This is a genomic window from Paenibacillus sp. J31R34 (assembly GCF_059383715.1).
Genome location: NZ_JBXENU010000005.1, coordinates 405,204 through 424,445, shown reverse-complemented (window position 1 = coordinate 424,445; position 19,242 = coordinate 405,204). Strand labels below are relative to the sequence as shown.

The 19,242-nt window shown below is 50.5% G+C and carries 15 protein-coding genes; 3 read left to right on the top strand and 12 right to left on the bottom strand.

Translation table 11 applies throughout. The annotated features are described in order from the left end of the window. Window positions 1-7 precede the first annotated feature (7 nt). Window positions 8-511 (top strand): hypothetical protein, encoded by a 504-nt coding sequence (locus tag AC50YG_RS16835; protein WP_473760440.1) that lies wholly within the window; start codon window positions 8-10, stop codon window positions 509-511. Between the two features lie 2 nt (window positions 512-513). Next, window positions 514-1,380 carry an SDR family oxidoreductase gene (locus AC50YG_RS16830; protein WP_494828132.1) on the top strand — a complete coding sequence of 289 codons (867 nt, stop codon included), beginning with the start codon at window positions 514-516 and terminating at the stop codon, window positions 1,378-1,380. 195 nt (window positions 1,381-1,575) lie between these two features. On the opposite strand, the gene AC50YG_RS16825 is transcribed toward AC50YG_RS16830, so the two are convergent. The 10 genes from AC50YG_RS16825 to AC50YG_RS16780 all read right to left on the bottom strand — a co-directional run bounded on the left by AC50YG_RS16825 (window position 1,576) and on the right by AC50YG_RS16780 (window position 15,523). Beyond that, a complete protein-coding gene (locus AC50YG_RS16825; RefSeq protein WP_494828131.1) occupies window positions 1,576-4,131 on the bottom strand; it encodes a beta-mannosidase in 2,556 nt (851 codons plus the stop codon). A gap of 27 nt (window positions 4,132-4,158) precedes the next feature. Further along, complete coding sequence (locus tag AC50YG_RS16820; RefSeq protein ID WP_494828130.1) at window positions 4,159-6,690, bottom strand: beta-mannosidase; 2,532 nt, start codon at window positions 6,688-6,690, stop codon at window positions 4,159-4,161. 155 nt (window positions 6,691-6,845) lie between these two features. Next, window positions 6,846-8,177, bottom strand: a complete 1,332-nt coding sequence (locus AC50YG_RS16815) for an ABC transporter substrate-binding protein (RefSeq protein WP_473760446.1) — start codon at window positions 8,175-8,177, stop codon at window positions 6,846-6,848. A 65-nt stretch (window positions 8,178-8,242) separates the two neighbouring features. Continuing rightward, a complete protein-coding gene (locus AC50YG_RS16810) occupies window positions 8,243-9,076 on the bottom strand; it encodes a carbohydrate ABC transporter permease (RefSeq protein WP_473760448.1) in 834 nt (277 codons plus the stop codon). Beyond that, window positions 9,073-9,990: a carbohydrate ABC transporter permease gene (locus AC50YG_RS16805; RefSeq protein ID WP_473760450.1), complete on the bottom strand. Its 918-nt coding sequence runs from the start codon at window positions 9,988-9,990 to the stop codon at window positions 9,073-9,075. Before AC50YG_RS16805 ends, AC50YG_RS16810 begins: the two co-directional genes overlap by 4 nt. Window positions 9,991-10,284: 294 nt before the next feature. Beyond that, window positions 10,285-11,337: a substrate-binding domain-containing protein gene (locus AC50YG_RS16800; RefSeq protein ID WP_494828129.1), complete on the bottom strand. Its 1,053-nt coding sequence runs from the start codon at window positions 11,335-11,337 to the stop codon at window positions 10,285-10,287. A gap of 122 nt (window positions 11,338-11,459) precedes the next feature. After that, window positions 11,460-12,971, bottom strand: a complete 1,512-nt coding sequence (locus AC50YG_RS16795; protein WP_473760453.1) for an alpha-glucosidase/alpha-galactosidase — start codon at window positions 12,969-12,971, stop codon at window positions 11,460-11,462. A gap of 142 nt (window positions 12,972-13,113) precedes the next feature. Then, a complete protein-coding gene (locus tag AC50YG_RS16790; protein ID WP_473760456.1) occupies window positions 13,114-13,992 on the bottom strand; it encodes an AraC family transcriptional regulator in 879 nt (292 codons plus the stop codon). A 39-nt stretch (window positions 13,993-14,031) separates the two neighbouring features. Then, complete coding sequence (locus AC50YG_RS16785) at window positions 14,032-14,778, bottom strand: ABC transporter permease (protein ID WP_494828128.1); 747 nt, start codon at window positions 14,776-14,778, stop codon at window positions 14,032-14,034. Then, entirely contained in the window at window positions 14,771-15,523 is a 753-nt protein-coding gene (locus tag AC50YG_RS16780) for an ABC transporter ATP-binding protein (RefSeq protein WP_494828127.1), read from the bottom strand. The genes AC50YG_RS16785 and AC50YG_RS16780 overlap by 8 nt, the downstream gene beginning before the upstream one ends. A gap of 265 nt (window positions 15,524-15,788) precedes the next feature. Here AC50YG_RS16780 and AC50YG_RS16775 point away from each other — a divergent pair, with 265 nt between their 5' ends. Continuing rightward, window positions 15,789-16,520 (top strand): response regulator transcription factor, encoded by a 732-nt coding sequence (locus AC50YG_RS16775; RefSeq protein ID WP_473760462.1) that lies wholly within the window; start codon window positions 15,789-15,791, stop codon window positions 16,518-16,520. A 28-nt stretch (window positions 16,521-16,548) separates the two neighbouring features. Here the strand turns inward: AC50YG_RS16775 and AC50YG_RS16770 are convergent, their stop codons facing one another. Beyond that, window positions 16,549-16,680, bottom strand: coding sequence for a hypothetical protein (locus AC50YG_RS16770; protein ID WP_473760465.1), 132 nt, complete (start codon window positions 16,678-16,680; stop codon window positions 16,549-16,551). Between the two features lie 48 nt (window positions 16,681-16,728). Further along, entirely contained in the window at window positions 16,729-19,017 is a 2,289-nt protein-coding gene (gene metE, locus AC50YG_RS16765; RefSeq protein ID WP_494828126.1) for a 5-methyltetrahydropteroyltriglutamate--homocysteine S-methyltransferase, read from the bottom strand. Window positions 19,018-19,242: the final 225 nt, after the last annotated feature.

Here is a 19,242-nt window from a genome sequence, read left to right as displayed (position 1 = left end):
CAGCTAAATGAACAAGATGAAATACCCGAATCAGACAGATGCTGTTTACGGCATCAAGCCTGCTGGTTCCAAGAAAAAGATTTTTATACTATGGCGTGAAGTTGTCATGGCCTATGCTGCTCCTGCCATCATGGCAGGTATCGGGGGATTGATTACTGCCGATAGGGGGCTTCAAATAGGGGCATTGACCACAATCGGCGGTGCATCGGCCTTGATGGCCTTAATGATTGGCCTTTTGTTGCGCAGCCGAGTGGGCCGTATACGATGGGTCATCACTGCACCTCACTTGGTTGTGGTAGGGATGTTCGCATTGGCCGGGTCCTTGTTTGGCCTATACGCCGCATGGTTGACATCTGTTTTACTAGAATTTATGAATCCGAGCAATCATTTGGCCTGGGTCGGACGTGTCTGGACCGATTTCCCGTTATCTGGATTCATAGCAAGCACGATAGTGACATGGCGGTGGCGTCTTGCCGTCACAACTCATTTTCCATCCAAAAGGAGAAGATAAAAATGATAGTTATTATGGGAGCAACAGGTACGATAGGAAGTGCGCTTTTGAAACGTTTGGTTGATCTTGGCGTACCCGCCAAGGCGCTGAGCAGAGAGCCTGAGAAGTTGCGTGATCAGATCGGAGAAAAAGGCCGATCGACTATAATGGTATCATCGGCGGATGCTTCCGACCCCGAATCGCTGCGCCGCGCGTTTACAGGTGCTAGCCAGCTCTTCCTTGCCATGTCCAACAGTCCGAGACAAATCGAATTGGAAACTTCAATCATTCAGATTGCCGCAGAATCTGGAATCAAACATATCGTAAAAATATCCAGCCCTGCCTTTGAGCACAGCTCGCCAGTCGCAGTGGCAGGATGGCATCAAGAAATCGAGAAAACGCTGAGGGAATCGAGTCTCACCCACACCGTGCTGCGCCCTTATGCGTTCATGCAAAACTTGCTGCGCCTTGCACCAACGATCACAACCCAAAATGTTTTCTTCGGCTCCATGGGCGATTCACCGTGTAACTTCATTGACTGTCGCGATATCGCAGATGTTGCCGCTGAAGTTCTTACCAATCGCAAGATATCAGGCCAAATATATACGCTTACTGGTTCGGAAATTTTCAACTATCCTCATATCGCGAGTCAACTATCCGCCCTGCTTAATCGGCCGATAAGCTACATAAACATGGAACCTCAAGTACTGCTTCGCAATCTTATCGAGCATGGGAATATGCCTCCTTGGCTCGCGAACCACGTTGTGGAAATTCAAACTATGTCTACGGTGGTGCCAGAAATTCCAAATGATACTGTGCAGCGCTTGCTCGGCAGAGAGCCACGAACGCTAGAGGCCTTTCTGCATGAGTGTGTTGAACATTTCCGGTAGAGGCGGAGTCCACCAATAGTGAAATTTTCGCCTCACTCAGACTCATGAATGCGCAGAATTTCATCCAGTCGGTGAAATGAAGGCAAAGATGAGGGGCAGCAGGTGGCTCGGAGATCGAGAAATAGGCGTACAGGGTTCACATATTAGTCATCCATAATATGTAGAACCCTGTAAGTCCAATACTTTATTTTCACCTTAAATAAAATCGGTCATCGAATGGACGGCAAGCTCGCCCGGCGATGCAGCAATGAAAGCCTGATCCCCTTGCGGGTTTCGCGCGTAAAACGTAATCGTACGCGGTTCATTCGGCAGCAAATCGAAATAGTTGTCACTGAAAATGCCCTCGATGGACGCGGAAAGTCGAACCTGCTTCGCCAGCATATTCGTCTCCAGAACAAAGGCTGTGCCGCCGCTGCCTTCAACTTCGCTTACCTTAATGGCAGGAGCTATGAGTTCAAGCTCCTTCATCGGCCTGAAATAATGCTCCTTTTCCTCCACAAGCAGTCCACCCTGCTTAAGCTTGGCTGCCAGTACAACTGAGCCTGGCTCAATACCTTCTGGAAGCAGTGCCTTCAGCTCAAAGGAGCAGGCTATGTGGCCCTTATTCGGCTGAAGCGACACGGGAACAGCAAACTGCTTTAGCACCTCGCCAGCAAATGAGCGCAGTTCTAGCTGAAGCTCGCCGATGAAAGGCACATTTTGATCTGACAATACATAACAATCGATGCGGCCGCCACTAGTATCATCGAAGGATAACATCATGTCACGGAAGCTGCGTCCCGCATAATATTGCAGCGCCTTCCAGCGCCCGTAATAGTCCATTCCCGCCCATGAGGCAACGGGCCAGCAATCGTTCATTTGCCAATATAACGACCCCATGCAAAATGGCTTTTTCCGCCTATGAGCCTCAATCGCTGTCTTCATCGCTTCCGCCTGCAGCACTTGGCTCAAATACAGAAATGCCGGAAAATCCCTCGGCTGGTGCAAATACATATCCATATATTCCTTGATCAGTTGGTTGCCACGCGCGTTTTTCTGATGCGCCAGCATAACCTCCGATTCAATTGCCATATCCGCTTCCTCCGCATACTGCTGCACCGTCTGCAGCTCAGGGAACGATTGAAAGCCGTATTCGCTCATAAAGCGGCCTACGTGGACGTTGTATTTTTCAAAGGGCTCTATGTTATGCCAGACGCCCCAGTAGTGAATATCGCCGCTCTTGGACAGGTTGAAAGCATGCTGCTCCCCGTCTCCCGTCAGCCCGCGCATCGGCGATGAAGGCCAATATGCAATACCATTGCCAAGCCCAGCGACCGCCTGCGGCAAAATCCGATGGAAAATCGCCTCATAATCGGCCCACAGCTGCTCTCGCTGCTCCGGCGTATAATCGCGCTTCCAGCCCCAGCCCATATTTTCATCATAATGCGACCAGGCTGTATCAATTTCGTTGTTGCCGCACCATAAGGCGATACATGGGTGATTGCGCAGACGCCGAACGTTTTCCTCCGCCTCCAGACGCACATTTTCCAGAAAAGCCTCATCTCCGGGATACATGCTGCAAGCGAACATGAAATCCTGCCAGACGAGTAATCCGTACTCATCACAAAGCTCATAAAACACATCCGCTTCATAAATGCCGCCACCCCATATACGGAGCATATTCATATTCGATTGCGCAGCACTCGCAATTTCATGACGGTAGCGCTCATACGTCACATCAGGCAGAAAGCTGTCATTTGGAATATGATTAGCGCCTTTGGCGAACACCGGAACGCCGTTCAGCTCGATATAAAAAGCATGGCCCTGCTCGTCTTGATCGGTTACCAGCTTCACTGCCCGCAAACCCGTCGTCACACTTCGGCTGCTAACAGACTGCTCGACTCCATCCTTTGCTTGCACAAGCAGTGCTTCAAAATGATAGAGCTCCGGCTTGCCGAGGCCTCGGCACCACCAAAGCCGCGGCTCCGTAATAGACGCCGCCAGTTCCACCGTCTGTAATCCCGCATCCAGCTGAACCTGCTGCTCCCAGCGCCTACCGTCTGCCTCAACCCGCACTACCCCTTGCCAAGTCTGCTCGCATTCGACCTCTGCGACAAGCCTGAGACTCGCTTGAACAGACGTTATTTCCTGCTGCTCGATATATAGATCGGTCAGTCGTACATCCGACCAGGCAACGAGCTTAACTTCTTTCCAAATGCCGCTCGTCACAAAGCGCGGGCCCCAGTCCCAGCCATAATGATAAGGAGCCTTGCGGGCAAAAACACTAAGCTTCTTATCGCCAAGTCCACCCAGCTCTGACTGGTCATTCGTCGCTGGAAGCGAGTAGCCCAGCTTCTCGAGCTTTGGCAAATCCTCGTTAATTGGCGAACGAAATTTGACCGTTATCACATTGCCCTCTGGCTGTAAAACCGGCTTAACATTGATTTTCCAGCTGCGGAACATATTGTCCGCCGACAGCATATTCTTGCCATTTACATACACGTCAGCATACGTATCAAGACCAGTGAAAACCAGCTCAATCTGCGATTGCGCCAGCATTTCAGGCGTTACGCCGAACGTCGCCCTATACTCCCAATCCTGCTTGTCAATCCACTGCAGTCCATGCTCATTCGTCCCGTAAAAGGGATGGCCTATTTTCTCCTGCCGCAGAAGATCCAAATGCACGTTTCCCGGCACCGTCGCTGGCAGCCATTCCTTCTCCCCGCATGCTCTAAAGCTCCAATCAGATAAAATTCTATTCGCTTCGTTCATCGCGTCCTCCACAATCGTTATATTAGTTTAGTTAAAATGTATTTCAGCCTTGTCAGCATTGAGAGCTGACACTTCCAGCGTCTCAGATCGCAGCGGCTGTCCGTCTGCTTGCTGCAAGGTGACCGTAACCGATTCACCGGGCAGCAGGTCAAAATAGTTATCGCTGAAGCGGATGTTGCCCTGCTTCACAGCGATTTTCACCAGACGCGCCGCACCGCCCGAAGCAGCTATTGTAACCGTCTGCTCCTTCTCATTAAACGTCGCTGCAAGGGTGCTGTCCGGCAAGCTGAGCTCCCGATGATCACGTAAATAATAATAATTGTCTGGCGCGTCCCACCGAGGAGCGGACAGCTTCACAATGACCTGCTCTGGCGCAGCATCGCCTAGCACTTCTGCCTCTGCAAGCTCGCCAATTTGAATTGCCGTATTCGGCGGCAGATTGACGTCAAAGCTCTGCTCATACACCAAGGTGCCATCATGCGTATAGCACTTGAACAGCACCTCGCCCTCATGCGCTTCCAGCCGGTCATTAACTGCCCATACGCAGAGCGGCTGCCCTGGCTCATAATCGAGCGACAGCAGGAGCGGATGGTAAAACTTTTTCGCATAATAAAAAGAAGCTTTCGGCAGCAGCTCATAGTCAATCAGCGACCAGCTCGTGCCTGGCCAGCTGTCATTATGCTGCCAGACGAGCGATCCGCTGGTGCGGTGCTTATTGCGCCTGTAATGCTCAATGCCATATTTTAAGCCCTCCGCCTGCGTGAGCATGGAGAAGTTCATATATTCTTCGATATTTTGCGGAATGCCCGTATAACCTTCCATGAGCAAAATGCCCTTCTGATGGTTCGTATCCTTATTGCGATGCGCCATCTCTACGCTGCCCCAATAAAATTCGCCTTCCGGGATATAGCGCTCCAGCGTATAGCGGTTCGCAGATGCGTGCATGCCGAACTCGCTGCTGAACAGAGTGAAATCTTTTTTATAATTTTTGAACGTAACGCCTTCAATGCTGTAATCAAGCAGCGGCGCCTCGCCGAATTTGCGCGGGTACACCGAGCCATGCCATACTTGCCAATTGTGGCGGTCACCGACATCAGGATCGTTGGCATCATTGCCGCCATAAGGCGACGACGGCCAATACGGCCTGCTGCTGTCATACTGCTCCAGCACTTCCGGCAGCAGCTCATGGTAGATGCTCTCGCCATAGAAGGGACAAGTAATATCCCCGCCAGCCGACTTCATGTCATACAGCCAGTCAATTTCGTTGTTGCCGCACCATAAAGCAAGCGACGGATGATTGCGCAGACGCTTCACATTATCGATCGCTTCCTGCTTCACATTTTCCATAAAATTACGGTTGAAATCTGGGAATAGTGCATTCGCAAAGGCAAAATCCTGCCAGACGAGCACACCAAGACGATCGCATTCCTCGTAAAAAACATCCTTCTCATAAATGCCGCCAGCCCAAATGCGCAGCATATTCATATTGGAATCGACAGCCAGCTCGATGAGATCGGTATAGCGCTTGTCCTTCACCGCTCCAATAAAGCTGTCTGCCGGAATCCAGTTGGAGCCTTTGGCGAACAGCTTGACGCCGTTCAGCAGGAAGGCAAAAGCGGGCTTTCCAGCCTCATCCTCCAGCTGCAGCTCAATTGTCCGAATGCCGCAGCGCTTGCGATAGCTGTCAACCTGCTCACCATCCGCAAACAGCTGCACCTCAAGCTCATACAAATACGGCTCGCCAAGATCATGCGACCACCAAAGCTGCGGTTGCTTTACAGCCAGCTCCGCCGATGCTTCGTGCCCGCCTTTCAAGAAAATCGCTGCGGATGCCGCAACCTCTCCCTCTCTCGTAAACAGCTTGATTTCAGCAGTCAGCTGCGCCGGCTTGTGATAGGCAACCGTATCAACTGCTACTTTCAAAGCTGCTTCTTCCTTGCCAGCCGATAACGTTTGAACGAATACACTGCCGAGCTTAGCGGCACGTCTGCGCTCCAGACGAACGCTGCCCCAAATGCCGACGGTGACCATTCGTGGCCCCCAATCCCAGCCGAAGTTCATCGCGGCCTTGCGCAGCCATGGACGCTCCTTCGTATAGGAGGACCACTGGAATTGCTCCTTATCCTGATGATGCAAATGCAGCGGGTCAAAACGGACAGCAATGGCATTTTTGCCCGGACGTACAACCCTCGTGACATCAAAAACATAAATGCGATGCATATTTTCCGCCGTACCCACTTCGAGTCCATTGACGAAGATCGTCGCAAATGTATCCAAGCCTTCAAAAATCAGCTCATGCCGCTCCCCTTGACCCTCATGAACCTCATAGTCGAACTGCGCTCGATACCACCACTCCTTCTGCTCTATCCATCGGCATTTGATGTCGTTATGCCCAAAATAGGGATGCTCAATAATGCGCCGATCAATCAGAGTGGAATGCACATCCCCGGGAACCTTCGCCGTCATCCAAAAACGGTCGTCAAGTCCAGGTGCCGCCACCTGAAGAGGAGGCTTCTCCCCTACTTCAAAATGCTGCAACCGCCAGTCTGTTATTTTCATATGGCTCTCATCCTCCAATTTATCTCTATGTGTGTTGAAAAAAATACGTAAAGCGCGAAAAGACCCGCCTCCAATCGCTTGCGATTTTTCAGCTGGGCCTTCTTCGCGCTATGGCTTTTTCGCCGTGCTTTTTTTACATTTCCGATTCGCTATACTTATTTGTTCAGCTTCGCTTCTGCGTCTTTCCCTTTATCGAGCAGCGTTTGATAAGCCTCTTCCAATGTGGCTTGGCCAAACATAACCGCTTCCATCTCGGATTTGTAGGTTTTTACGAAATCCTCCGCACCGGCTGGAGCTGGATAGAAAGGCAATGCTTTCGGTTTTGCCGCTTCAAGCAGCTCTTTAGCAAACAAGTCGCCGGACGTAAGCGTCGGCTCGAGCTCTTTGAACACCTCCTCATTGATTGGGATACCGCGTGTCAGACCAAGCGTCTTGCCGGATTCTTTGTCAGCCACGAACCATTTAATGAACGCTTTCGCCTGCTCCTTGCTAGCCGAGCCTTCGCTCACAGAAAGGAAAATCGTCGATTGCGCCCAGCCGCCGCCAGCTTCGCCGATCGGAATGCTGCCTACTCCAAGCTTGCCAGGGAGCAAGGATTCAATCACACTTGCCGAGCCGACAGATGCGGTTCTCAGCATAACTTTGCCTGAAGCCATCGAATCGAGCTGCGGATCATTTTCCTTAAAGGATAGCTGCTGGTCTGCTGCAGGCACTATGCCATCTTTGCGGAAGTCCGCATAAATTTGCTGGAACTTCATCCAAGTGTCTTTATCGAGATTAAACGTTGTACCGTCTTTAAAGATCGGCCCTTTGCCTTGGGAGGTTTGGTAATATTGATAAAATTCCCAAATGTTCGTCATATCGTCAATGCCGTATTGGCCCTTCGGCAGCTTCTCATGCGCTTCTTTCGCATAAGCGAAGAAATCATCCCACGACCAGTTGCTCGCTGGAAGGCTAACTCCCGCCGCTGCCAGCGCCTCTTTATTGTAGACGATGCCTTGTCCGTTATAGCTGAGAGGAACGCCGTACACCTTGCCGCCAATTTTAATATTTTCCAAAACCTGTGCATCTACGACTCCCGACAGATCAATATCGGACAGATCCGCCAGCAGGCCCCGTTTCGCATAGCCTTGAATGTAAGCTGCATCCATCTGCAGTACATCTGGCAGCGTGTTCGATGCTGCGAGCGTCGGCAGCTTTTCCCAATAACCGTCCCACGCTGTATACTCAGGCGCAAACGTCACGTTCGGGTTCTTCGATGTATACAGCTCCAAATCCTTAAGCGTGGCATCATGTCTTGCCTGCGAGCCCCACCACATCACCTTCAGCTTTGCCGCTGCATCGGCATTTCCAGCAGACGAAGCCGCTGGCGCAGTGCTTGCTGCAGTTGAATTGCCGCCGCTGTTAGAGCCACAGCCGGAAAGAACGAGGGGAACCGAAATCAGAGTAACGGGCAACCATTTCAACCATTTTCTTTGTGTTTTCATACGTAGAACACTCCCTCTTTTATATAAATGTTGGTGAAGCCGGTTGTTGAAAAACGTTTGATGCCTTACCCTTTGATCCCCGTTGTCGCAATACCTTCTACGAAATGCTTCTGGGCGACGAAGAACAAGATCGCCGACGGAACGACAGACAATAGTGACATCGCAAGCAATTGTCCCCATTGGACTTCGAATTGGTCAATGAACATCCGCAATGCCAGGCCAACCGTAAATTTCTCGACTGAGCTGAGGTAAAGCAGCTGCGAGAAGAAGTCATCCCAGCTCCATAGGAAGGTGAAAATCCCTACAGTGACAAGCGCTGGCTTAATGAGCGGTGCGATGATGCGGAAGAAGATGCCGTATACCGATGCCCCATCAATTTGCGCCGCTTCATCAAGCTCACGCGGAATGCCCCGCACGAACTGGACGACCAGGAAGACGAAGAAGGCGCCGCCGCCGAAGAAATGCGGGAGGACAAGCGGAACATAGCTGTCAGTGAACCCTAGCTTGTTGAACAATATATATTGCGGCACGACGGTTACCTGAGCTGGCAGCATCATCGTGAGCAGCAATATTGAAAACCAGAAATTGCGAAGCTTGAAGTTCAGACGACCGAAACCGTAGCCAACAAGTGCTGCTGTGGCGACGCCGCCTATGACGTTCCAAAATTCCATCATCAAGGTGTTGGCGAAGAAAGTGGCAAAGGTGAACTGTGGAGAGAAGTTCCAGCCATTCGAATAGTTTTCCCACATGAAGACGGTCGGCCATAGCGATGGCTCTCCAAGCTCAGCCGTGCTTTTGAACGATGCCCCAACCCACCAAATAACCGGATAAAGCATCAGCAGCGAGAATGGGAGCAAAATCAAATGGGTGCGAAGTCCAGCTAGCTTTTCTGATCTCATTTGGCTTTCCCCCCATCCGATTCGTAAAATACCCAATATTTCGATACTAGGAAATTAATGGCCGTAAAGGCCGCGATAATGACGAGCAATATCCAGGCAAGTGCTGATGCATAACCCATCTCATACTGCTTGAATGCCTTCTCGTATAAGAACAGCACGTACATATAAGTTCCGTTTGCTGGTCCGCCCTGTGTAATGATGAAAGCCGAGGTAAACATTTGGAAGGCGTTGATAATGCCCAGCACAAGGTTGAAGAACATAACGGGCGAGAGCATCGGAATCGTAATTTTGAAAAACTGGCGAAGCTTGCTTGCTCCATCGACGGAAGCCGATTCATATAGGTCTTTCGGAATTTGCTTAAGGCCAGCTAGAAAAATAACCATCGTTGATCCAAATTGCCAAGCGTTCAGCAAGATCAATGTGCCTAGTGCCGTATCCGGATTGGATATCCAGCCAATTCCTTCAATGCCGAACCAGCTAAGCACATGATTGACGTAGCCATCAAGGCCGAACATATTTCTCCACAATGCAGATACCGCGATGCTGCCGCCGATTAGCGATGGAAAATAAATCGCCGTCCGGTACCAGTTGAGGCCTCTTACCTTCTTGTTAAGTAAAAGCGCAACCATTAGCGAGAAAAACAGTTTAATCGGAACGGCAAGCAATACGAAGGTGAAGGTGACCGTTAGCGATTTTATAAACAGCCGATCTTTCGTAAAGATGCTCTCGTAATTATCCGTCCCGGTCCACGTTGGTGAATCCAGTAGCGAATAATCGGTGAAAGACAAGTAGAACGATTGTAAAATCGGCCACAGCGTCAGCAGCAGAAAACCGATTAGCCAAGGAGAGATAAATACGTAGCCGGCAATATCATGACCCGTAATTTTCCAGCGGCTTTGTTTTTTATTAAGCATGGCAAGACCTCTTTTCAGCGCGGGATAAATGGTCGAACTTTGTTGAACCCTGTATATCGTAAACCAATAGTAGTATGAAAGCGTAAACATTGTCAACCTAAATTTTTATCATTGTTATGTTTACAATAAATAATAAAAGTTTACTTAAAGCGTTTACAATAATAACAATCGACAAAAACCTGCTTTTTCCACGAAAAAAAACGGTTTAACGAGGAGCATTCCCCGCTAACCGTCTTGTTCACGCCATTTTCTAATTGCTGCACTCCATCTTGAAGCCTAACAAATAAACCTTTACTAATTTACAGGATCGCCTACACTCTCCCGAATAATTAAATCGCTTTGCAGCAAAATTTTCGCATAGGGCATATGCCCGTTTTCCAGCCGCCATTGCAGCAGTTCAACGGCCTTAATGCCAAGCGCCTCTTTCTCTGCATTTACCGTCGTAATCATTGGCGTTTCGCCTAATATTTCAAGATTGTTATCAAAGCCCGTTAAGGAGCATTGCTCGGGAACCTGCTTGCCCAGCCGCTGTAAGGCGTTCATTGCGAGCAAGGCAATTTGGTCATTCGCACATACGAATGCAGTTGGAAAACGGCTCGCTTCAAGCTCTTTCAGACTGGACTGCAGCAAATTCAAATTAAACTCGTCCAGCGTCGGTTTTACTTTAAGCAGACCCTCACTAGGCGCATAATCAAGCCGGCTCTCATCCATAACCGAGCGGAAGCCGCTCCAGCGGTCAATAAAGCTGCGGGAATAGCCGAGCTCCCCAATAAATTGAATCTGGGTATGGCCTTTGCCAATCAAAAACTTGACCAGCTTGCGAATGATATCATAGTTGTTCATAAAGATGCTGTCGCATTCCAGCAGCTCGTCTTCATGGTCAACTAAAATAAACGGAATCGCCTTGTTGCGCAGCTCAACCAGCATCGGTGTAGCGATCAAGCCAACACCAATAATGCCCATTAAGCCTTCAGGCTTCATGACGAGGTTGAAATTTCGCGGCGAATCATCCGATATGAGGACGGAGCCCAGCCCCTTTGCCTCCAAGCTTTTGGAAATGCCGTCAAGCACTTTGCCCCAATAGCCCGATTCCTTGTTTTGGCTCCGAATATTCGGAATGAGAATGCCGACGATTTGGTGCTCTTCCTCGTCATTCTGCTTGCTGCTTGGCATTTTTTTTGCGCTTTTCTGATTCATGTAGCCAAGCTGCGAGGCCATCTCAAATATTTTGCTGCGCGTAACGGCGCTAATGCCCGATTTTCCCGATAAAGCTTTAGAAACCGCATATTTGGATACGCCTACCCGATCCGCTATTTCCTGCATCGTAATCTTTTTTTGCTTCCTCACGGCCAATCACTCCAAGTCTAAACCACTGTAGTCAACTACTATTTTGTAAACCAAACAATTTATTGATTATCATAACAAATCCACTCCTCCCTGTACACAAGGTAATGTTTAGGAATATTTTACTATTCAGTGGCTGCGGCGGCAGGGCGATCGATCGCCTTATCCGACTCGCCCGCATTGCGGCTTGCTTCCTCGCGGTTACTCTGCATCTCTTCAACTGATTTTGTTTTCAGACGCGCTGCTCCTTCATAGCTGCGCACCGGAATGGCAAGGCCATTTTCCAAACGTTTTTTTGCGGCAGCAATGGCCTCTCCGTATTGCGGAAGCCATTGCTCCTGAGCAACAAGCATTTCATCGACCATTTGCCAAATTTCATTTGGATTGCACACCGCTCCAACCAGAGGGTCCATCATCATCGCTTGGCGCAGCAGCTTGTCATCGCCCTGAATCGCTGCTTCTACAGCCAGACGCTGAACAGAAATGCTGACATTGCACACAGCCGCACAGCCCAGCGGCAAATCGCCAACATGCGGCATGCTGATGCCGTTGCGATCCGCGTAGCCCGGCGCTTCAATAATGGCATCATCCGGCAAATTGGAGATCACGCCATTGTTGACGACGTTGAAGTGGCCGCGGTACACCCGTCCCGTCTCCAGCCCCTCGATAATATACGAGCCATGCTCCTGACCGCGATGCTCCTTGGTGTACGCCTTAGGCTCTTCCTTCATCCAGTTCGGGAAATCGGTCTCGAACCAGTTGCGCCCTTCTGTACATACGCGCAAGTAGCCGCCCGTTTCACCGTTAATCCACGTTCCAAGATCGATCCAGTCGCGAATTTCCTCCGGACGCTTGCGGTACCAAGGCACATATTCGCTCAAATGACCGTTGGATTCCGTGCTGTAATAGCCGAAGCGGCGCATCATATCGATGCGTACTTTCTCGGTTTTGCTGTATTCCGGATGCTGTTCAAATGCCTCCAGCAGCTTGCCCGTCATATCCTCGCCATTATGTTTAATTTGCACATACCACGTTTGGTGATTGATTCCTGCACAAATAATGTCTACCTCTTCACGCGGAAGGCCAAATACTTCGGAAATTTGCGCATGTCCGCCCTGAACACCATGACATAAGCCAATCGTCCGTACACCGCCATATTTATTGCATGCCCATGTAAGCATCGCCATGGGGTTCGCATAATTCATCAGCAGGCAGTTCGGCTCCGCCACCTCGCGGATATCCTTGCAAATATTCATCATTTCGGCGATGCCCCGCTGCCCATACATAATGCCGCCTGCACAAATAGTATCGCCCACACATTGGTCTATGCCGTATTTGAGCGGGATGTCTACATCGGTCTGAAAAGCTTCCAAACCACCGACGCGAATCGTTACAAAAATGTAACGTGCATCCTTTAGCGCTTCCCGGCGATCGGTCGTAGGCTCAATTTCAATTGCTAGGCCGTTCTCATTAATATCCCGTTGGCATAGCTGGGTAACCATGTCGAGATTTTGCGGATTAATATCCTGAAAAGCGACTTTGATGTTATTAAACTCTGGAACGGTCAGCAAATCACGCAGCAATCCCCTAGTAAAACCAATACTTCCTGCTCCAATAAACGCAACTTTAAATGACATTGATTTACGCCTCCAATGGCTCGCAATATAGTAGTGAACAATACGCTAATTGTAGCACCGGCAGCGTGGAGGCGTTTGCACAATTGTAACTTCTATTTTGCTTCTTTGTATAAAATTCTAACTTTATAAGTTGAACGATTGACTAGCGCTCCACTTCCTTACGCACCGCGCGGCGATAGGCCAGCGGCGTTTCGTTCGTATATTTTTTGAAAAGGGTACTGAAATATTGGCTGCTGTTCACGCCGACATAATGGCAAATATCGCTGACCGGAATATCGGTCTGCTCCAGCAGCATTCGCCCCTTCTCCATCCGAAAGCGCATGACGTAGTCCATAACCGAGCAGCCCGTTCCCGCTTTAAATATGCGGTGGAAATACCCCGGGTGCAGCCTCACCGCCGCCGCAATATCCTTGACCTGAATGTCACGGTCATAATTTTGCTGAATAAAAGCGATGCTCTCGCCCACATAAAACTCCGATGCATCATGCGACTGGCTGGAGGCCTCCTGTGCAAGCCTGCCAATTTGAACGAGCAGCTGCGTCAGTTGAAGTGCAGTGAGAAGCTGCTCCGCGCGCCGCTTGCCGTCCAGCTCCAGCACGAGTGCCTTCAACATTTGATACACATCGCTCGGATCGTAAAGCAGCAAATAATCGTGCTGCACGGCGAACAGCGCCGCAAGCGCACGATCTGTCTCCGCCAGCCGTTTAAGGGAAGGAAGTCCCACACCAGTATGGCTAAAAATAAATTCAACATTGAGCATCCGGCATGCGGTGCCCTCCGCAACGTGAAGACGGTGAGCGACCATCGAGTCGATGACGATGAAATGCCCTTTTTCCATTGGGATGGATTTATTCGGCAGCTCTACCGTGCAATCGCCTGATATGACATACATAATTTCAACAGCGCTATGCTGATGGTAAGCCATTTCGAAGCCATTCCATTCCTTAAAATAATAGGCTACCACTCGCGGATACTGCTCGGCCTGCATTAATTGCCCCTGAAAAATACCCCTTCTTTCCACTTCATCGTCCCTCCTCTAAGTAAACACCTTCCAAGCTGCTTACAGCAGCCTGCCGTTATCTTTAGCGAACCACAGCCGCATCGTCAGCATGCTGAGCACAATTGACGTCAGCGACGACGAAGCCGACATCGCAAATACGATCAATATTTGATAGCGGACCGCCTCAATCGGGTCTGCCCCGGCGACGATCATCCCTGTCATCATGCCTGGCAGCTGCACGAGTCCGACCGTCTTCATGCCGTCCAGCGTGGGAATGAGACTGGAGCGCACCGCCCGGCGCACCGCTTGGCGAATCGCCTGCTTCGCCGTCGCTCCAAGCGCCAGCAGCGTCTCAATCTCTCCCCGCGACGCTTCAAGCTCCCGTTTCATATGGTTTAAATAGAGGCCGCATACGATCATGGAGCTGCCGATAATCATCCCACTGACCGGAATGATATACCTTGGCTCAGCCTCAATAATGCGAAGCGAGAGCAGCAAGGCGAGCGTTACCGCCTCCGTGCCTGCCAATGTAAGCGCAATGCGCAGCCGGATACCCTTAACCGGCATGGCGCGGGAGCCGGCATTCCATGACGCAACCGTAATCATTGAAATAATAATAAGCACAATAAAAATCGGATGATTCGTCTCAAAAATAAAATGCAGCAAAAAACCGATAAACAGCAGCTGCACAGCGGAGCGAAGCGTACCTGTAATAATCTCCTTCTCCAGGCCGAGCTTTTGCTTCATTGAGATAAATGTCGTAATGGCGACAAATACCAGCGTGCAGGCGAGCGCAATATTATTCATGCGGGTCTTCCCCCTGCTCCGGCGCATGCTGACTATGTAAAAAGCTGCGCGCCTGCTCTGACCCGGGATTTGTGAAAAAAGCTTCCGTAGCGCTTTGCTCCAGCAGCCTGCCCTCCGCCATAAACCAGATACGCCCGCTTATTTGCCGTGCCTGCTCTAGATCATGAGTAATCCAGATGAATGCCGTGCCTTCCTTCGAGCACCATTCGCTTAGAAACTGCTCTACCTGCCGCTTGCTCTTCGGATCAAGCGATGAAGTCGTCTCATCCAGCAGCAGCAGCGGGGAACGGAGCACTAATGCCCGTGCAAGGGCTGTCCTTTGTTTTTCCCCGCCAGACAAGCTTTCCGCCTCTTTGCTCCATTCGATATGCCCAAGGCCGACGCCTTCCATACAGCGCCTCGCCAGCGCGTCATCGAACGGCTTCCCTTGCAGCTCGCTTACCGTGCGCAAGTTGTGCTCGACCGATCCCGGCAGCATGACCGGCGTCTGAGCAACGTAACACACGATGCGCCGCCACTCCTCGGGCTTCCACTCGATGCTTGTCCGTCCTTTCAGCAATAGCGTTCCCGCATCCAGCTCACCAAGCAGCGACACGATTCGCAGCAGCGTGCTTTTGCCCTGACCGGATGTGCCCAGCAGCGCAATACGCTCCCCGGCCTGCACCTGTGCTGTAATCCCTTCAAAAATCCATTCGGGATGTTTTCTATATTTTGATACGTTATCCAATGTTAATAAGGGGGCCACCGAGCTCTCTCCTTCATCCATAACCTGCATTTCACCATTATACTCTGCTCCCCGTCTGCTCGAAAGAGGACAGCCTGACGACGATTGGGAGCAGCAGCCGTACTGTATCCGCACTCATAGGCAATTGTGTCTTTTTCGCGACTACCCTTCGGCTAATGTGGCAAGAAACGGAGGTTTTTTAGTTGACAACAATGGGGGTCGCATGCAATGATAATGATAATTGTTATCAGTAATGAATTTAAACATAAAGATGAGGTGTTGAGCCATGGCATTTCAGCAACCATATAGCATTCTGATTGTTGATGATGAGGAGCATATCCGCAAGCTGCTCAAGTTATTTTTGAAAAAAGAAGGCTGGATCGTCGAAGAAGCCTCCGACGGCATCAACGGCTTGTTTAAGGCGATGCAATACAATTATTCAATGATTTTGCTGGACCGCAATATGCCGGGGATGGACGGGCTTGAATTTTGCCGCGAGCTCAAGAAGAAAAAATCGACACCCGTCATTATGCTTTCCGCCTGTGGCGAAGAGGATGACCGGCTCGACGGCTTCCAAGCGGGCTCCGACGATTATGTCGTTAAGCCATTCAGCCCGCGCGAGCTGATGTACCGCATTAAGGCGATCATTCGCCGCACCTCGGAGTTTGCTTATCGCGCCTTGCAGCGCAAGCAGACACCTGATCTTACGCTGCCAGGACTCGTGTTCGATTATGATTCGAGGCAAGTGATTGCCGGAAACAGCAAGGTAAAGCTGACGTTCCGCGAATATGAGCTGCTCAGGTTTATGGCAGCCAACATCAATCAGCCCATTTCCCGCGAGGATTTAATGCGGCGAATTTGGGGCTATCAATCGCTCGGCGATTACCGGACGATTGATACCCATGTAAAGCGGATCAGAGAAAAGCTGAACCGCGTCCACCCCGAATCTGCCTCCTTGATTCAGACGGTATGGGGCATTGGCTATTGCCTGATGAATCCCGCGGCAGAGACCATTTAGGCGGGCGGCTGCAGCAGGCAGAATTGCATTACCTGTCTATATTGGCCTGTTTTCCTGCCTGCCATGTCCCCGCTCCCCCGGCTTTGACCATCCCCGCTTCAAATAAAGCAAAAGCTCCGCATGCGCCAATCAGCGCAAGCGGAGCTTTTTTAATATTCATACCCTATGAACAACGATACGAATCGTCCTGATCATTACAATTACTTCATTACTTAGCCAGTTGCTCCCGTACTTGTTCCGTCGCTTGAATCATATTGCGCAGCGATGCAACTGTCTCATCTACACCACGAGTCTTAAGTCCGCAGTCCGGGTTAATCCAGAACAATTCTGGCTCAAGCACGTTCAGGGCGCGTTTGATCATCGATGTCATTTCCTCTACTTCCGGCACGCGCGGGCTGTGAATGTCGTATACGCCAAGGCCAATACCCAGCTCATACGTGTGCTCCTCGAAGCTGTGAATCAGCTCGCCGTGGCTGCGGGATGTTTCAATGGAGATAACATCGGCATCGAGCGCGCGAATGGAATCAATAATGTCATGGAATTCACAATAGCACATATGCGTGTGAATTTGCGTCGTATCCTTAACGTCAGAAGTGGACAAGCGGAAGGAAAGCACCGCCCAGTTCAAATATTGCTCCCAATCTTCACGTTTAAGCGGCAAGCCTTCGCGAAGGGCAGGCTCATCCACCTGAATCATTTCAATGCCTGCTTCCTCCAGCGCCTTCACTTCTTCTGCCAGGGCAAGTGCGATTTGGTAAGCAACCTGCTCGCGAGTCAAATCGCTGCGGACAAACGACCAGTTCAAAATCGTAATCGGGCCTGTCAGCATGCCTTTCACCGGCTTAGAAGTCAGCGACTGGGCATAAACGGTTTCTTCGACAGTCATCGGCTTGCTGAACTGCACATCGCCGTAAATGACTGGTGGTTTTACACAGCGCGAGCCATAGGATTGCACCCAGCCATTTTTCGTGAAAGCAAAGCCTTCCAGCTTCTCTCCAAAAAACTCAACCATATCCGTACGCTCAAATTCCCCATGAACGAGCACATCAAGGCCAATCTCTTCCTGCAGCTTGATCCAATGCTGAATCTGCTCCTTAATGAATACGCGGTACTGCTCCTCGCCCAAATCACCACGGCGCCATTGCTGCCTTGCTTGGCGTACTTCCGCCGTTTGCGGGAAGCTGCCGATTGTCGTTGTCGGCAGGAAAGGCAGCTGCCAGCGTTCCTTCTGGCTCACTTGGCGCTCTGCAAATACCGCTTTGCGCTCCGACGGCTGTGCATCGATGCTCGCTACAGCGGCATGAACGCTTGCACGGCCACGGGACGGCGATGCGGCAAGTGCAGCCAAAGCGGCTGCATTGCGATCAAACGCCTCTTTTACCGCTGCTTCTCCTTCATTCAGCGCAGTTGCAAGAACGGCAATTTCCTCCAGCTTCTCATTGGCATACGCCAGTGCGCCTGCAAGCTCTGCTGGCAGTGCCGTTTCAAGAGCCGCCGATACAGGTACATGCAGCAGGCTGCAAGAGGAGCTTACAATTAGGCGGTCGTTTGGCACGACTTTAGCAATGCGGGCAAGCAGCGCTTTGCGCTCCTGAAGATCCGCCCGCCAAATGTTGCGGCCATCAATTACACCTGCACCCAGAACTTTATCCTGCGGGAAGCCGATCGACTCAAGCTGCTGCAGGTTCTTTTCAGCGCCGGCTGTGAAGTCCAGGCCTAAGCCCTGTACAGGCAAAGCCGCGATTGCAGCAAAATGCTGAACCGATTCGAAATACGTTTGCAGCAGCAAATTGAGCTTAGGTGCCGCTTCATGAAGCTGTGCATAAATGCTTTGAACAAGCGCCAAATCTGCATCAGAAACATCTGTTACGAGCGAAGGCTCGTCAATTTGTACCCATTGCACGCCTTCTTGCTCCAGCTCGCGCAGCACCTGTGCATACAGCGGCACATACTGGGCAGCAACCGTAGCAAGCTCAGAAGCGGCATAACCTTTAGAAAGCTTGAGGAATGTATAAGGTCCAACAATGACTGGTTTGCCTTCGATGCCCAGCTTTTCCTTTGCCTCGCGGTAAGCGATCAATGGACGGTTCTCGGTCAGAGCCGGCGTAATGCCCTTCAGCTCAGGAACAATGTAGTGATAGTTCGTATTGAACCATTTCGTCATCTCGGATGCCGACGCCGTTTTATTGCCTCTCGCCATGGCGTAATAGGTCGTTACCGATACAGGGCCGCCTGTGTAACCAAAGCGCTCAGGCACGACGCCAAACATAGCCGCTGTATCAAGGATATGGTCATAATACGAAAAATCATTTACCGGAATGAGATCAATTCCGGCCTGTTTTTGCAATTGCAGATGGTTTAGACGAATCGTCTCCAGCTGCTTCAAGAAATCCGCTTCCGCAAGCTTGCCGCTCCAGAACGCCTCCAGCGCTTTTTTCCATTCTCTGTTTTCACCGATACGCGGATATCCCAAACTGCTGCTTTTTACTTGACTCATTTTTATTGCCTCCTGTTTTTCATTATTCACCCTAGTGGATGGAAGTTATAATTCTTTGTTATTTCATCAACAAACTCAGATATATACTTATGGCATTGCGAGCGAATTTCTTCGCGGCGGCCTTTCCCTATACATCCGATTTGCTGCCAGCCAGAAACGATTAAATACAAAAAGGGACGTCCTACCCTGTACAGAAATGTGGGTAAAGACGCCCCTCGTTTCAAC

What these genes read in the sequence shown, in the direction of transcription:
- AC50YG_RS16835 (WP_473760440.1), top strand. Translation starts at nt 8, where the DNA reads ATGAACAAGATGAAATACCCGAATCAGACAGATGCTGTTTACGGCATC.
- AC50YG_RS16830 (WP_494828132.1), top strand. Translation starts at nt 514, where the DNA reads ATGATAGTTATTATGGGAGCAACAGGTACGATAGGAAGTGCGCTTTTG.
- AC50YG_RS16825 (WP_494828131.1), bottom strand. Translation starts at nt 4,131, where the DNA reads ATGAACGAAGCGAATAGAATTTTATCTGATTGGAGCTTTAGAGCATGC.
- AC50YG_RS16820 (WP_494828130.1), bottom strand. Translation starts at nt 6,690, where the DNA reads ATGAAAATAACAGACTGGCGGTTGCAGCATTTTGAAGTAGGGGAGAAG.
- AC50YG_RS16815 (WP_473760446.1), bottom strand. Translation starts at nt 8,177, where the DNA reads ATGAAAACACAAAGAAAATGGTTGAAATGGTTGCCCGTTACTCTGATT.
- AC50YG_RS16810 (WP_473760448.1), bottom strand. Translation starts at nt 9,076, where the DNA reads ATGAGATCAGAAAAGCTAGCTGGACTTCGCACCCATTTGATTTTGCTC.
- AC50YG_RS16805 (WP_473760450.1), bottom strand. Translation starts at nt 9,990, where the DNA reads ATGCTTAATAAAAAACAAAGCCGCTGGAAAATTACGGGTCATGATATT.
- AC50YG_RS16795 (WP_473760453.1), bottom strand. Translation starts at nt 12,971, where the DNA reads ATGTCATTTAAAGTTGCGTTTATTGGAGCAGGAAGTATTGGTTTTACT.
- AC50YG_RS16785 (WP_494828128.1), bottom strand. Translation starts at nt 14,778, where the DNA reads ATGAATAATATTGCGCTCGCCTGCACGCTGGTATTTGTCGCCATTACG.
- AC50YG_RS16775 (WP_473760462.1), top strand. Translation starts at nt 15,789, where the DNA reads ATGGCATTTCAGCAACCATATAGCATTCTGATTGTTGATGATGAGGAG.
- AC50YG_RS16770 (WP_473760465.1), bottom strand. Translation starts at nt 16,680, where the DNA reads ATGAATATTAAAAAAGCTCCGCTTGCGCTGATTGGCGCATGCGGAGCT.
- metE (WP_494828126.1), bottom strand. Translation starts at nt 19,017, where the DNA reads ATGAGTCAAGTAAAAAGCAGCAGTTTGGGATATCCGCGTATCGGTGAA.